This is a genomic window from Bacillus sp. MBGLi79, from assembly GCF_002953915.1.
The window spans coordinates 3,759,642-3,773,621 of record NZ_CP026521.1; the positions used below are offsets into that span (position 1 = coordinate 3,759,642).

A 13,980-nucleotide genomic window follows, 5' to 3' on the forward strand; every position below is an offset into this window, starting at 1 on the left:
AAGGTGCTCCTAAAAAGGTGCTCCTTTTTAGGAGCACCTTTCCTAATACACAGCCTCTTCTGTTTCCGCATCGAAAAAGACGACGTGATCCATTTTCACTGTGAGCTGGATTGAATCGCCTGCTGCGATTCGCGTGTTTCCATCCAGGCGAACCGTCAGCCGCTCGCCCCCAGCCATGACATGCACAATGAGCTCTGAGCCCAGATTTTCATTCACTTCTACCTTTGCTTTAAACACTGAATCAAACACCTGTTTATTTCCTGTCATTTGTGTGATGTGCTCCGGCCGGACTCCGGCAATCATTTGTTCTCCGGCATATCCGTTTTCCTTCAGCCGCTTTGCTTTTTCTTCAGGAATATGAAGACGGATCGAAGGGTTTGTGAAAAACAGCTCGCCATGCTGCTGTTCTATAACGCCTTTTAAAAAGTTCATTCCGGGAGAGCCGATGAAGCCTGCGACAAACAGATTCGCCGGGTAATGATAAATGTCATGAGGTTTCGCCACTTGCTGGATTTCCCCTTCATTCATGACGACAATCCGATCTCCCATTGTCATTGCTTCGGTCTGGTCATGCGTGACATAAATAATCGTTGCCTCTAATCGCTGGTGCAGCTTGCTGATTTCTGTCCGCATCGTCACTCTTAGTTTTGCGTCCAGATTAGAAAGCGGCTCGTCCATTAAAAAGACCTTCGGCTCCCTTACAATCGACCTGCCAAGCGCCACCCTTTGCCGCTGCCCTCCGGAGAGCGCCTTCGGTTTTCTCTTCAGCAAATGTTCAATTTCTAAAATTCTGGCTGCCGCATGAACCCGCTCGGCAATTTCCTGCTTCGCCATCTTTCTGAGCTTTAATCCAAACGCCATATTATCAAAAACCGTCATATGCGGATAAAGCGCATAGTTTTGAAATACCATCGCAATATCACGTTCTTTTGGGGGAAGATCATTGACCCGCTCCCCATCAATGAGAAGATTTCCTTCAGAAATGCTTTCTAATCCAGCCACCATCCGCAGCGTTGTTGATTTTCCGCATCCTGACGGCCCCACCAGCACCAATAGCTCCTTATCCTTTACATCTAAATCAAAGTTCTTCACTGTTAATTGTGAGTGATATGATTTTTTGACGTCTTCGAATGTTAATGAAGCCATCAGAACATTCCCCCTATCTTTTGATCGTTATTTCGTCACTGGAAACAACTTGGTCTTTCTGTTATTTTTAGAGTAATCGATTCCCATTTTTGCTATATTTCTAAAATAAAAAATGTAAATTTGTATTATAACGTCATAATACATTATAATATAAATAATAGGTTAAAAGGAGGCTACCCTTTGTTAAACAACGGAAGTTCTACACCTTTATACATTCAGCTAAAACAAATCATCACTGATGACATCAAAAAGGGCGTGTATTCCCCAACCGCCAAGCTGCCTACCGAAAGCGAACTTTGCAGCAAGTATAACGTCAGCCGCATCACCGTCAGAAAAGCCATTCTCGATTTAGTCGAAGAAGGCTATCTCATCAGGCAGCAGGGAAAGGGAACGTTCGTTAAAAGCCCTAAATTAAAACGAGAGCTGATCGCTGTAAACGGCTACTCGGAATTTATGGAATCAACCGGCAAAAAACCGAAGCACCAAGTGCTGTCCCATGACATCATTCCAGCGCCAAAGCCTATCGCCGAAAAGCTTCAAATCCATCCCGAGAGCCCTGTCGTTGAATTAAAACGGATTCTTTATAACGATGATCAGCCTCTCACCTTTGAAGTGACGCATTATCCGCTTGATTTGTTTCCCGGCATTGATACCTTTATTGCTGACGGCGTATCCATGCATGATATTTTAAAACAGCAATACAAAGTTGTACCCACGCACAATACGAAACTATTAAACGTTGTATATGCCCAGCAGGAGGAAAGCAAATACCTGGATTGTGATATCGGGGATGCGCTGTTTGAAATTGATAAAACCGCTTTTACATCAAACGACCAGCCAATCTATTGCTCACTGTTTTTGATGCATACAAACCGTGTCACCTTTACCATCAACAGCCCCTACACATAACAGGCATAAAAAACGAGACACTGCTTATAGTATTCTCGTTTTTTCACTGCTTCCCCCGTCCTCCAAGCGATAAGGATAGCCATAGCCGAAAGCTCCGTACACACCGCATGTTTTCGCAGCCGTTTCGGCGGCCTGGCGCAAAGCGTACATTATATCCTGCTTCACGCAAAAGGCAGTCAAAAAGCCTGCTATAAAAGAATCTCCCGCTCCAAGTGTATCTATTATATCAGTTTCCACAATCGGCTGATGATAGATTCGATCACCCGCAGACAGGATTGCACCTTGACCCCCTCGAGTCATACAAACCATTTTGGCTCCGTACCCATGAGCTGTTTTGGCAAGCTCGCCGCATTCCGACTCACTCAAATCGCTTCCTGAAAAAAACGCATATGTCACATAAGGACAGACCCTCCTCAAATAATCATCCTCCCGATTGGTTGAAAAATCAAATGAGACCGGAACAAGCCCGCACAGCTGCGGAAGATCGTTCTCAAGCCTGCTGTACACGCTCGTATGCAGCAGATCATGTCCGCTGATAAAAGATACATCTCTCTCCTGAAACGCGAGGCGAAGCCGGGACTGAATGCCGCCTTTATTTGATCTGACAAAAATGCGGTCCCCCTGTTCATCAAGAGTGACAATCGCCATCCCGTTTTCTCCGTGCGCCTGGCGGATATAATCTGCATTGACCTGCTCCAGCTTGAGAACGTTCAACAGATGTGCCGCGGCTTCGTCATTGCCGACGATTCCGATATAAGAAGACTCATGCCCGAGCCGCTTGGCAAGCACAGCAACGTTTAAGGCATTTCCTCCCGGGTAAAATGTTTCTTGATCCTGGTAGTAATCGACAACATTATCTCCAACCGCAATCAATTTCATAGTGCTCCCTCCTTTATCCTTTTACACTGCCGCTTGCAATTCCGCGGACAAAATATTTCTGCATCAATAAAAATAGAATAATAATCGGCGCGGCTGAAATCGTTAACCCGGCCAGCAGGACGCCCCAATCCGTCTGAAGCGCGTCTCTGAATTGCATCAGCCCAGCTGGAATGGTCCGCAAATTCTCATCATCTATGAAAATAATCGCAAACATAAACTCATTCCACGTATGGTAAGCCGTCAAAATGCCGGATGTCACCAAAATCGGCACACTCATTGGTAAGAAAATTCTGAAAAAAACTCCGAAACTTGTACATCCATCTAAATAAGCCGCCTCCTCTAATTCTTTGGAAATAGAAAGAAAATAAGAGCGGATCAATATGATGGTGAATGGGATCCGGTAAGCCGCGTACGGCAGGATTAATGCCCAATACGTATTGTACAGGCCCAGCGACTGAATAATAGAATAAAGCGGCACAAGACTGACCTGCGGCGTCAGCATCAAACCGCCAAGACAAAGCACCAAAAAGAATCCTTTTCCTTTGAACTCAAACCGGGAAAGGCCGTACGCCGCCCATGCGCTGATAAAGACAGTGATCACACACGTCAGCACCGTAACGATAACGCTGTTCATAAAATAAGAAGAAATCCCCTGGTTCCAGGCGGATACAAAGTTTTCCGGATGCCACGAAGACGGCAGCGACCAGCTGTGCTCAAAAATATCGTCAGAGTTTTTAAAGGCGCTCATCACCATCCATAGAAGCGGATAGGCGATCGCAATCAAATAAAGAAACAGAAAAACCCACACAGACGTTTCTCCGATGTACCATTTTCGCCTAGGCTTTCTTTTGACCTCAATGTGCTGGTCAGGCACAGGCTCCAATCTGAACGAATCTGTCTTCTTCTGAGGCAGCATCTGTTACTCCTCCTTTCCGGTTTTAAAGAACTTCATTTGCATGAGCGACAATGCGAGTGTAATGATTAACACGACAGTGGCAATCGCTGAGGCGTAGCCCATCATATCCTTTGTAAAGGCACTTTTATATAAAAATGTGCTCAGGACTTCTGACGCGTTTCCCGGCCCGCCGCCTGTCAATATGTACGGCTCATTAAATACCGTAAAGGCCCCAGTCAGCGTCATGACCACCGCCACAAAAGACATCTCTTTCGTTTGTGGAATAGTAATATGAAAAAACTGCTGAATTTTACCCGCGCCGTCAAGCCGGGCCGCTTCATACAGTTCATCCGGTATTTTTTGGATCGACACGATGTACAGCATCGCAATATAACCGACAGATTGCCACTGGGACACAAAAATGACAGAAAGCATAGCTGTGCTGTCATCCCCGAGCCAGGCCCTCGTCAGCTGATCAAGACCGATGGCCTGAAGCAGCTGATTCAAAAGCCCTGTCTCCGGATTGTAAATAAAATCAAACAAAAGCGCGATCACCGTCATGGAGATGACAACCGGCAAAAAGAAAACGGTACGAAAAAACGGCGACCATTTTCTGACCAGCTTATCCTCAAGCACCGCCGCCAAAATCAAACCGCCAAATACCTGGCATACAATTGAGATCACTGCGTAAAGCACATTATTGGTAAGCGCCTGATAAAAGACAGGATCATGAAACAATTCAACATAGTTTTTCAAGCCGATAAACGTTTTTTCCGGAGAAAAAGAACTCCACTGAAACAGGCTGAGGAAGACATTCTCAAAAATCGGGATATAAACGAAAAGTAAAAAAACAAGAGCGGGCACCAAAAACAAATAGGGGATTATTTTATTTTGATTGACCAAGGGTATCTCATCTCCTTTATAAAAAGAAAAGGTGCGAAGCTTCACCTTTTCTTTGATTTATTCAGCTGACGCCCTCGCCTGCTTTGCTGCTTTTTGAACGGCTTTCATCACCTGCTGCGGTGTCATGTCGCCGCCAAGCATCTGCTGGACGCTCGTTAGGTACGCATCTGCGACTTCAACATCGACATCCATATCAAACCATGGCACCATTGATTTGGCGTCAACAATATGCTGAACGGCTTCACGCTGAATGGCTGTTGAATTTTCTTCAGTAGCCGTACCTTGCACCGCACTGTATTTTCCAACATCTCCCACGAGCTTTTCGCCCATTTTTTTCGACGTCAGGAACTGCAAAAACTCCATCGCTTCCTTCGGATGTTTTGTTCTTGAGGAAATCATGAATCCTTCCGGCGCTCCCGTTAATGCTTCTGAAGATCCTTTTTGCCCGCTGATTTCAGGAAATGGGAACATCCCGAGGTTAACCGGTTCAACCAACTTGATTTCCGCTGTTTCCGCATATATCATCGCCGACTTTCCGCTCTTAAATTGCTGTCTCACATATTCATGGTCGACGGAGTTTACATGTTTATTGAAGTAAGGCGTCAGCTCTTGAAGCTTTTCAAGGGCTTTTACGTAGCCTTCATCAGTAAATTCACCCGTTTTGGCGTTATAGTCCTTTTCCCGTGTTTTTTCATCGACCATCCGCTGATTAAGCGTGCCGATATAGTGCGAGATTGTCCAAGTCGCCTTTGTTCCGAAGCTGATCGGTGTGTAGCCATGCTCTTTCAGCTTTTTTGACACCTTGATTAATTCATCCCACGTCTTCGGGGGATCAAGTTTCAGCTTTTGGAAAATGTCTTTATTATAGAAGAATGATTTAGCGTCCATTTGCCACGGCACGCCATATTGCTTGTTTTCATAAGTAAATGGTGTAATTTGCGATTGAACGAGCTGTGATGACCAATCGGTGTCATTTTTGTAGTAGGACGAGAGATCAAGTGCTTTATTGCCTCTGATAAATTTAAAAGCAAACTCATCGCTCCAAGAGAAGTAAATGTCAGGAGGGCTGGTGGTTCCCAGCATGACCTTAATTTTATCTTTATAGGAGTCATTTAAAACGGCTTCAATTTGAATATCGATATCTGGGTGTTCTTTTTCAAATTCCTTCACAACTTCTTCAAAATAACTTTTTTCCGGCTCCTTCGGCCATCTGTGGAAAAACTTCAATGTCACCTTTCCGTCCGCTGAACTGCTTTGGCTCGAACAGCCCGCAATGGTGAACATACTGACAGCTGCAATGATCAAGAACAACAATATTTTCTTCAAAGGGTTGGCCTCCTCTGGACATTAGACTATAATGTTATATAACATTATAGTCTAATGCATAATGGTTCCTCATTTTCAGATCAATACTCAACTTTCCACATGTATCTTCTATGAGATAAAGGATGATTTCTCGCCTCTGCCAGCTCGTCTGCATAGCTTCTCAGCACACGGTTGAGAACGAGCGGAGCAAGGTAGCCTTTAACTGAATCGTCAATTGCAGTGAAGTCGTAAGATGCAGCATCAAGCACAGTGAGCTTTTTGCCATACTTTTTCGAGAAGGTAAGCGCCCGCTCTTCAAGAGGCCTTGTTTCATCTAAACCGAGCAGGATGATAAACGGCACGGATTCATCAATAATTTCAAACGGTCCGTGAAAATATTCTCCGGCATGAATGGCGTGGGAATGAATCCATTGCATTTCCATGAGAATGCAGATGCTGTAGGAGTAAGCGACACCGTAGTTTGCACCGCTTGCCATTGTATAAATAATGCTTTCTTTTTCATGAGCTTTTGCAAATTGCTTTGCGTTGTCAGCTTCCTGATTAAGGGCTTCTTCATACACAGCCTGTAATTGGTCTAAGCCTTCAATTGCCTGTTGAAATTTCGTATTGTTTTCTAAAACTTGCAGGGTTCCGAAAACGATTTGATACAGAACGCCATAGTTCGTATTGATCGCAAGCACCTCATCACCCCAATCGTACTGGGCAACATACTGCGCTTCCTGCGCTAAAGGAGACTCCGGCTTATACGTCATCGCAATCGTAAGTGCGCCTTTGCCTCTCGCAAACGCAGCAGCTTTGACTGTTTCCGGGGTATTTCCCGAATGCGAGCACAAAATAACAAGAGACTTTTCGCCAAGCTGAACAGGGTTGCGCTGAATAAATTCATTAGAACTGTAAAGGTCGGAGTTGATTGATTTTGACTCTCTGTCAAACACATATTTACTCGGGTACATAATGGCCGAAGATCCTCCGCATGCGACAAAGAATACATGGTCAATGGTTTTCCCTTTCAAATCCTGCAAGAAAGCTTGAACCTCACGATTTACTTTTGCTGTGGCCTGACTCAAATCCTTCACTCCCCATTTTTATTATATAACGTTATATAACATTATATATTGTTATATTAAAGTCCACAACCAGGATTGTCAATATTATTTTCTGAAATTTCTCAATAATTGTAGACTAGACCTATAAGTGAAAAAATGCCCAAATGAAAAGCCAGAACTTCATTTAAGCTCTGGCTTCGCTGTTCAATCCGCAGACTGACGTCTCTTATTTAAAAAATACCTTGTCCACATTGTACTTCGATTGCTGTGTATTGATGATATAGGTTTCGTAAATGTCTCTTTCCATTGGATCATCGACTACACATACTTCAATTTTATATACTTCGTCTCTGTGATGTTTGATCGGTGAGACATTGTCTTCAAAATGCTTCTTAATTCTCTGTCTTAACTTTCTGGCTTTACCGACAAACAGCAGCTCGTCATGAATGTTATAAAACATAAAGATGCCGCCTTTATCCCGTGGGATCTGGTGAAAGTCGATGAAGCCGTATATCGCCTTTATCATCGGCTCGTTATCATTAGCTGACTGCTGTCGTTCAGTGATGGTGACATTCGGTGCGGGGATATCAATTTTTATCAAAATCAGTTCACGTCCTCTTTTTCATTAAAGATAAATGCTAACACATACAGAAAAGAAAAGCCAGAACAGCTTTATACTATTTGTTTGTCATGCTCTTACTTATTATGCAAGTGCTCCGGCCGGATCATAAGGGCTAAGGTCTAATTCTGTCTGCTTTCCGAGAACTAGCTTTGCGAGCTCTGCACCCAAGAACGGCCCCATCGTCAGGCCAGAAGCACCCAAACCATTAGCAATGTACAGGCCTTGAACATTCGGCACGGCCCCTATGACCGGCAGAAATCCCGGTGTAAACGGCCTGAAGCCCACTCTTGTTTCAATGGCAGCGGCATCAGCAAGGCCCGGTGCAACGGCTAACGCTTTGCTCAATACTTCATGCTGTCCTCCGGCTGTCACACGCAGATCATCAAGATCGGCATCGTTTTCGTGCGTGGCGCCGGCTACAATTCTGCCGTTATCAAACGAAAGAATGTACTGATCGTTCGGCGGCATCACAACCGGCCACGATCCTGTATTCGCGTCCGTCATTTCAAAATGCATAATCTGCGCTTTCTGAAAGGACACTTGAAAATGAATGCCAAGAGGCTTCATGATCTCATTGGCCCATGCCCCCGCTGTCACAATCACGGCGTCAGCCGCAAACCGCTGTGTGTCTGTTCGCACGCCGGTGACTGTTCTGTTTTCAAAAAGCAGGGATGCATTTCCTTTGATGATCTCTGCGCCGCGTTTCTCCGCAGCGCTTAAAAGCGACCGGCACAGCGCTCTTCCATTCACGCGGGCGGCCCCGCTGATATGAACCGATTCATAGCCATCAGCCAAAATCGGAAACAGCTTTTTCGTCTCACTCGCGGATAAGCGGGTAATCTCACCGATCTCTGGCGCATCCTCCCGCCTCTTATACGCCCGCTCCTCCATCTTATCGAGCTTCGCCGGATCAGTATGAATGCTGATCGCACCGACACGCTTATATCCTGTATCCGTTTCACCGTCCTCTTCCAATTGATGGATTAAATCCGTATAGTATCGAGCTCCTCCCTTAGCTAGCTGGTACCAATCCTGATTACGGCGCTGTGAGAGCCAAGGACAGACGATCCCCGCCGCCGCATCAGTCGCTTGTCCCGGCTCTTTCCGGTCAATGACAGTAACTTGAGCGCCAGATTTTGCGAGATGATAAGCCGTCGAAGCGCCGAGAATTCCTGCGCCGACGATGATGTATGATTTCATATGCAAACACCTTTTCTATTATGATATCTATTCATTTTACCAAATCAAATGCTTTCCTTCGACCTTTTGCCCTAATGTGGAAAAACCGCGAAGTTCGTCCAATCTCTTTACTCTCCTATCGAATATTCTGTCACTATCAATAGAGAAAGGATGATACCATGAGCGAAAATCGTCATGAAAATGAAGAAAACAGACGCGATGCGGCAGTCGCAAAAGTCCAAAACAGCGGTAATGCAAAAGTCGTGGTCAGCGTGAACACAGACCAGGATCAGGCACAGGCTCAGACACAAGACGGGGAAGACTAATGAACGAAAATATCATTCCTATCAACAGACATGCACAAGAGATACCCACTACTGAATCTGCTATCAAAAACAGCGGCAACTCAGAGGTCCATATCGACATTCACATTGATACAATGCCAATTGCTTTTGCTATATTATGCTCCGCATTAGCCGCAAAGCAGATGACAAAAGAGGAATTCGACACGGCTTATACGCAATTGCGAGAGATGAACAGGGAGCATAACAGCAATACATCTGTAAAACAAATCATCAATCAGGAGATCGAAGAGTAAGAAACCGCGGCCCCCGGCCAGCGGTTTTTCTCCTACATACAAAAAGGACGCGACTGAAAACCAGCCACGTCCTTTTTTGTGAAACAATTAACCGATTGACCCTTCCATTTCGAACTTAATCAAACGGTTCATTTCTACTGCGTATTCCATTGGAAGCTCTTTTGTGAATGGCTCGATGAAGCCCATTACGATCATTTCTGTCGCTTCTTCTTCAGAAATACCGCGGCTCATCAAGTAGAAGAGCTGCTCTTCAGATACTTTAGACACTTTCGCTTCGTGCTCCAATGAAATGTTATCATTTAAGATTTCATTGTAAGGAATTGTGTCTGACGTTGATTTGTTATCCATAATAAGCGTGTCGCACTCGATGTTAGAGCGGGCGCCTTCCGCTTTGCGTCCGAAGTGGACGATTCCGCGGTATGTTACTTTTCCGCCCTGTTTTGAAATCGATTTTGATACGATTGTGGATGATGTGTTTGGCGCAAGGTGAATCATTTTCGCACCTGCATCCTGATGCTGGCCTTTACCCGCAAGAGCGATAGAAAGCGTCATACCACGCGCGCCTTCGCCTTTTAAGATACAAGCCGGATATTTCATTGTCAGCTTAGAACCGATGTTGCCGTCGATCCATTCCATTGTTGCGTTTTCTTCACAGACTGTACGCTTTGTGACAAGGTTATAAACGTTGTTTGCCCAGTTTTGGATCGTTGTATAACGGCAGTAGCCGCCTTTTTTGACGATGATCTCAACAACCGCACTGTGAAGTGAGTTTGTTGTGTAAACAGGCGCAGTACAGCCTTCAACGTAATGAACGCTTGCTTCTTCGTCAACAATAATCAGTGTACGTTCGAACTGGCCCATGTTTTCAGAGTTGATACGGAAGTAAGCTTGAAGCGGCGTTTCCACCTTCACGCCTTTAGGCACGTAGATGAAAGATCCGCCGGACCAAACAGCTGAGTTAAGCGCCGCAAACTTGTTATCAGTCGGCGGGATTACTTTTGCCCAGTGCTCACGGAAAATATCTTCATTCTCTTTCAGCGCACTGTCAGTGTCTTTAAAGACGATGCCTTGCGCTTCAAGATCTTCTTTCATGTTGTGGTATACAACCTCAGATTCGTACTGAGCAGAAACACCCGCAAGGTATTTTTGTTCAGCTTCAGGAATACCGAGCTTGTCGAATGTTTGCTTAATTTCATCAGGAACTTCATCCCAAGAACGCTCTGAACGCTCAGACGGTTTTACGTAGTACGTAATTTCGTCAAAGTTCAGTGAGTTTAAATCTCCGCCCCATTGAGGCATCGGCATGTTGTAGAAATGCTCAAGTGATTTCAAGCGGAAATCAAGCATCCATTGAGGCTCTTCTTTCATGCGAGAAATTTCTTCTACGATTTCTTTTGTCAATCCGCGCTCTGAACGGAAAATGGAAACGTCCTTGTCGTGAAAACCATACTTGTATTCACCAATATCAGGCATTTTTTTAGCCATCCATTTTCACTCCAATCCTTTTAATTGCCGCCTTCTTCTTTTGCGACTCCTTTTTCAAGTGCTTTCCATGACAGGGTTGCACATTTGATACGGGCAGGGAATTTTGAAACGCCTTGAAGGGCTTCAATATCCCCGAGATCTATAGAATCATCATACTCTTTCCCTTGCATCATATCCGAGAAAATCTTAGACATGGAAAGGGCAGTTTCAATATCTTTCCCTTTAATCGCTTGAGTCATCATCGAAGCGGATGCCATTGAAATGGAACAGCCTTCCCCTTCAAATTTCGCATCTTCCACGATGTCTCCGTCAAGCTTCATTGTCAGCCTGATTCGGTCGCCGCATGTCGGGTTGTTCATATCCACGACGATGCTGTCATTTAAAACCCCTTTATTGCGCGGGTTTTTGTAATGATCCATAATCACCTGTCTGTACAATGTATCTAAGTTTGCATTAAAAGACATTTGTAAAATACTCCTTTGTCTTTTGAAGAGCTTCCACAAGCTTATCAATCTCTTCCTCTGTATTATACAGATAAAAGCTTGCTCTTGCAGTAGCAGTTACATCCAGCCATTTCATCAGCGGCTGCGCGCAATGGTGGCCGGCTCTGACTGCGATTCCCTCCGCATCAAGCACAGTCGCCACATCGTGCGGATGAACATCATCAAGGTTAAATGTAACAAGCCCGGCACGCTCTTTTGGCCCGTAAACCGTTACGCCGTCAAGCTGGCGGAAGCGTTCAAGCGCATAAGCTGCAAGCTTGTGCTCATGGCGGGAAATCTCATCAAGACCGATTTCTTCGAGAAAATCAATGGCGGCACCGAGACCGATTGCTCCTGCAATAATCGGCGTGCCCGCTTCGAATTTCCACGGAAGCTCTTTCCAAGTTGATTCATAAAGCCCGACAAAGTCGATCATTTCACCGCCGAATTCGGCAGGCTCCATGTTTTCCAGCAGGGCTTTCTTTCCGTACAGCACACCAATACCGGTAGGCCCGCACATTTTATGGGAAGAAAGCGCAAAGAAGTCGCAATCGAGATCCTGCACGTCAATTTTCATGTGAGGCGTGCTTTGTGCACCGTCCACCACAATAATAGCCCCATTATCATGGGCAATTTTCGCCATGTCTTTAATCGGGTTGATCGTGCCGAGAACGTTAGATACATGAGACACTGCAACAATTTTTGTGTTGCTTGTGACCGTTTCTCTGACGTCTTCTAAAGAAATCGTTCCGTCTTCCTGCAGCGGAATATATTTTAATGTGGCGCCAGTCGCTTTGACAGCCTGCTGCCACGGAATGATATTCGCATGATGCTCCATGTAGGTGATGACCACTTCATCACCAGGTTTCAGGTTGGCGCGCGCATAGCTTAACGCCACCATATTCAGTGATGTGGTCGTGCCTTTTGTGAAAATAATCTCAGCCATTGACTTCGCGTTAATAAACTTGCGGACTTTTTCACGCGCTCCTTCATAACCGTCTGTCGCTCTGGTTCCAAGTGTATGGACGCCCCGGTGAACATTGGAATTGTATTGGTTATAATACTTATCCAGTGTTTCAATGACAGCACGCGGCTTCTGGGAAGTCGCCGCGCTGTCGAGATAAACGAGATCATGTCCGTTCACTTGCTGATGAAGGATCGGGAACTGTTCACGAATATCTGTGATATTCATTACTTCACTTTCCTTTCGATAACAGAAACCAATTGTTTCTTAACGCCTTCAATCGGAAGTTCATTTACTACCGGTGCAAGGAATCCGTAAATGACTAAGCGTTCTGCTTCTTCTTTCGGAATACCGCGGCTCATCAGGTAGTAAAGCTGAATAGGGTCCACACGGCCGACAGATGCCGCATGTCCTGCAGTTACATCGTCTTCGTCAATTAAAAGAATAGGGTTGGCGTCTCCGCGTGCTTTTTCGCTGAGCATCAGCACACGTGATTCCTGCTCCGCATTCGCTTTAGAAGCGCCATGTTCGATTTTGCCGATTCCGTTAAAGATAGAAGAAGCAGAATCTTTCATTACACCGTGCTTCAAGATATAGCCTTCAGAAGCTTTACCGAAATGGATGATTTGTGTTGTAAAGTTTTCTGTTTGCTCTCCTCTTCCGACAACAACCGTTTTCGTATCGCCGTATGTGCCGTCACCGTAAAGGTTTGTTGTGTTTTCGGAAATCGTGTCGCCGTCGTTCATCAGGCCGAGAGCCCATTCGATTTTGCTGTCGCGTCCGCGAGCAGCGCCGCGGCGGTTCACATAAGTTGTCACACCGCTTGACAGATTATCCACCGCACCGTATGTCACGCTGGCATTATCACCTGTGATGACCTCACTGATAATATTGAAGACAGCGTCTTTCGGGTTTACAGTGCTGATATAGTTTTCTACATATGTGACAGAGCTGTGGTCTTCAGCCACAATCAGCACGTGGTTGAATAGAGCTGTATCATTGCTTTCGTGGACATAAACAGCCTGAACCGGCGTCTCCACCTCAACATTTTTCGGAACATAAAGGAATGCTCCTCCGTTAACAAGAGCCGCGTGAAGTGCAGTTAACTTATGCTCATCAACCTTCACGCCGTCCTTCATAAAGTATTTCTCCACCAAGTCGCTGTGCTCGCGAGCAGCAGTCAGAATATCAGTGAAGATAACGCCTTTGTCTTTCAATTCTTGAGAAAGTGAAAGGTATGCCGGCGTCTGGTCACGCTGTACGTATAATGTTTTATCTTCGTTTTCAACGTCGATCAGCGCTTTTGCTTCATCAGTCAAATCTTCTAATGAAGAAAGCGGTTCGTTATCAACTGTATGCTTCGCGAAATTCGTGAAGTTCCAGTTTGTGATTTTAGTTTTGTCAGGCTTCGGCATCGGCAGATCCTCAGCTTGTTCAAGAGCCTGTAAGCGCAGGTTTTTCAGCCAGGCAGGTTCTTGATGCTTTTCGGAAAAGCTTTTGAGATACTCCTGATCTACGGATAGTTTTGTATCTAGTGTCATATTAA

Annotated in this window: 15 protein-coding genes; 3 read left to right on the plus strand and 12 right to left on the minus strand. The window is 45.3% G+C overall.

The genetic code is table 11. The annotated features are described in order from the left end of the window. Positions 1-42: 42 nt before the first annotated feature. Positions 43-1,146, minus strand: coding sequence for an ABC transporter ATP-binding protein (locus C1T29_RS19195; protein WP_103750180.1), 1,104 nt, complete (start codon positions 1,144-1,146; stop codon positions 43-45). A 180-nt stretch (positions 1,147-1,326) separates the two neighbouring features. Between C1T29_RS19195 and frlR the strand changes: the two genes are divergently transcribed. Continuing rightward, positions 1,327-2,055 carry a transcriptional regulator FrlR gene (gene frlR, locus C1T29_RS19200; RefSeq protein ID WP_071580836.1) on the plus strand — a complete coding sequence of 243 codons (729 nt, stop codon included), beginning with the start codon at positions 1,327-1,329 and terminating at the stop codon, positions 2,053-2,055. Between the two features lie 24 nt (positions 2,056-2,079). On the opposite strand, the gene frlD is transcribed toward frlR, so the two are convergent. From frlD to C1T29_RS19235, 7 genes are all read right to left on the minus strand, one after another. Then, positions 2,080-2,934, minus strand: a complete 855-nt coding sequence (frlD, locus tag C1T29_RS19205) for a fructosamine kinase FrlD (RefSeq protein ID WP_095431847.1) — start codon at positions 2,932-2,934, stop codon at positions 2,080-2,082. A 13-nt stretch (positions 2,935-2,947) separates the two neighbouring features. After that, positions 2,948-3,850, minus strand: a complete 903-nt coding sequence (locus C1T29_RS19210; RefSeq protein ID WP_069150263.1) for a carbohydrate ABC transporter permease — start codon at positions 3,848-3,850, stop codon at positions 2,948-2,950. 3 nt (positions 3,851-3,853) lie between these two features. Continuing rightward, positions 3,854-4,732 carry a carbohydrate ABC transporter permease gene (locus C1T29_RS19215; protein ID WP_014665294.1) on the minus strand — a complete coding sequence of 293 codons (879 nt, stop codon included), beginning with the start codon at positions 4,730-4,732 and terminating at the stop codon, positions 3,854-3,856. A 57-nt stretch (positions 4,733-4,789) separates the two neighbouring features. Then, positions 4,790-6,058 (minus strand): ABC transporter substrate-binding protein, encoded by a 1,269-nt coding sequence (locus C1T29_RS19220; protein ID WP_071580839.1) that lies wholly within the window; start codon positions 6,056-6,058, stop codon positions 4,790-4,792. Between the two features lie 80 nt (positions 6,059-6,138). After that, complete coding sequence (gene frlB / locus C1T29_RS19225) at positions 6,139-7,125, minus strand: fructosamine deglycase FrlB (protein ID WP_103750181.1); 987 nt, start codon at positions 7,123-7,125, stop codon at positions 6,139-6,141. Between the two features lie 205 nt (positions 7,126-7,330). Further along, complete coding sequence (locus C1T29_RS19230; protein WP_103750182.1) at positions 7,331-7,705, minus strand: nucleotide excision repair endonuclease; 375 nt, start codon at positions 7,703-7,705, stop codon at positions 7,331-7,333. Between the two features lie 102 nt (positions 7,706-7,807). Beyond that, entirely contained in the window at positions 7,808-8,926 is a 1,119-nt protein-coding gene (locus C1T29_RS19235) for an NAD(P)/FAD-dependent oxidoreductase (protein WP_103750183.1), read from the minus strand. 158 nt (positions 8,927-9,084) lie between these two features. On the opposite strand from C1T29_RS19235, the gene sspG reads away from it, so the two are divergent. Together sspG and C1T29_RS19245 are read left to right on the plus strand one after the other, a co-directional pair. Then, positions 9,085-9,231, plus strand: a complete 147-nt coding sequence (sspG, locus tag C1T29_RS19240; protein WP_040081894.1) for an acid-soluble spore protein SspG — start codon at positions 9,085-9,087, stop codon at positions 9,229-9,231. Beyond that, entirely contained in the window at positions 9,231-9,503 is a 273-nt protein-coding gene (locus tag C1T29_RS19245) for a hypothetical protein (RefSeq protein WP_071580840.1), read from the plus strand. Before sspG ends, C1T29_RS19245 begins: the two co-directional genes overlap by 1 nt. 87 nt (positions 9,504-9,590) lie before the next feature. Here the strand turns inward: C1T29_RS19245 and sufB are convergent, their stop codons facing one another. From sufB to sufD, 4 genes are read right to left on the minus strand one after another with little or no spacing between them, the layout of a single operon-like run. Further along, positions 9,591-10,988, minus strand: a complete 1,398-nt coding sequence (gene sufB, locus C1T29_RS19250; RefSeq protein WP_003222811.1) for a Fe-S cluster assembly protein SufB — start codon at positions 10,986-10,988, stop codon at positions 9,591-9,593. Positions 10,989-11,008: 20 nt separating this feature from the next. Beyond that, positions 11,009-11,452, minus strand: coding sequence for a Fe-S cluster assembly sulfur transfer protein SufU (gene sufU / locus C1T29_RS19255; protein WP_003222809.1), 444 nt, complete (start codon positions 11,450-11,452; stop codon positions 11,009-11,011). After that, on the minus strand, positions 11,442-12,662 hold the full coding sequence (sufS, locus tag C1T29_RS19260; protein ID WP_071580841.1) for a cysteine desulfurase SufS: 1,221 nt from the start codon (positions 12,660-12,662) through the stop codon (positions 11,442-11,444). Before sufS ends, sufU begins: the two co-directional genes overlap by 11 nt. Next, positions 12,662-13,975: a Fe-S cluster assembly protein SufD gene (gene sufD, locus C1T29_RS19265; RefSeq protein WP_014665303.1), complete on the minus strand. Its 1,314-nt coding sequence runs from the start codon at positions 13,973-13,975 to the stop codon at positions 12,662-12,664. The genes sufS and sufD overlap by 1 nt, the downstream gene beginning before the upstream one ends. Positions 13,976-13,980 lie beyond the last annotated feature (5 nt).

What these genes read in the sequence shown, in the direction of transcription:
- C1T29_RS19195 (WP_103750180.1), bottom strand. Translation starts at nt 1,146, where the DNA reads ATGGCTTCATTAACATTCGAAGACGTCAAAAAATCATATCACTCACAA.
- frlD (WP_095431847.1), bottom strand. Translation starts at nt 2,934, where the DNA reads ATGAAATTGATTGCGGTTGGAGATAATGTTGTCGATTACTACCAGGAT.
- C1T29_RS19210 (WP_069150263.1), bottom strand. Translation starts at nt 3,850, where the DNA reads ATGCTGCCTCAGAAGAAGACAGATTCGTTCAGATTGGAGCCTGTGCCT.
- C1T29_RS19235 (WP_103750183.1), bottom strand. Translation starts at nt 8,926, where the DNA reads ATGAAATCATACATCATCGTCGGCGCAGGAATTCTCGGCGCTTCGACG.
- sspG (WP_040081894.1), top strand. Translation starts at nt 9,085, where the DNA reads ATGAGCGAAAATCGTCATGAAAATGAAGAAAACAGACGCGATGCGGCA.
- C1T29_RS19245 (WP_071580840.1), top strand. Translation starts at nt 9,231, where the DNA reads ATGAACGAAAATATCATTCCTATCAACAGACATGCACAAGAGATACCC.
- sufB (WP_003222811.1), bottom strand. Translation starts at nt 10,988, where the DNA reads ATGGCTAAAAAAATGCCTGATATTGGTGAATACAAGTATGGTTTTCAC.
- sufU (WP_003222809.1), bottom strand. Translation starts at nt 11,452, where the DNA reads ATGTCTTTTAATGCAAACTTAGATACATTGTACAGACAGGTGATTATG.
- sufS (WP_071580841.1), bottom strand. Translation starts at nt 12,662, where the DNA reads ATGAATATCACAGATATTCGTGAACAGTTCCCGATCCTTCATCAGCAA.
- sufD (WP_014665303.1), bottom strand. Translation starts at nt 13,975, where the DNA reads ATGACACTAGATACAAAACTATCCGTAGATCAGGAGTATCTCAAAAGC.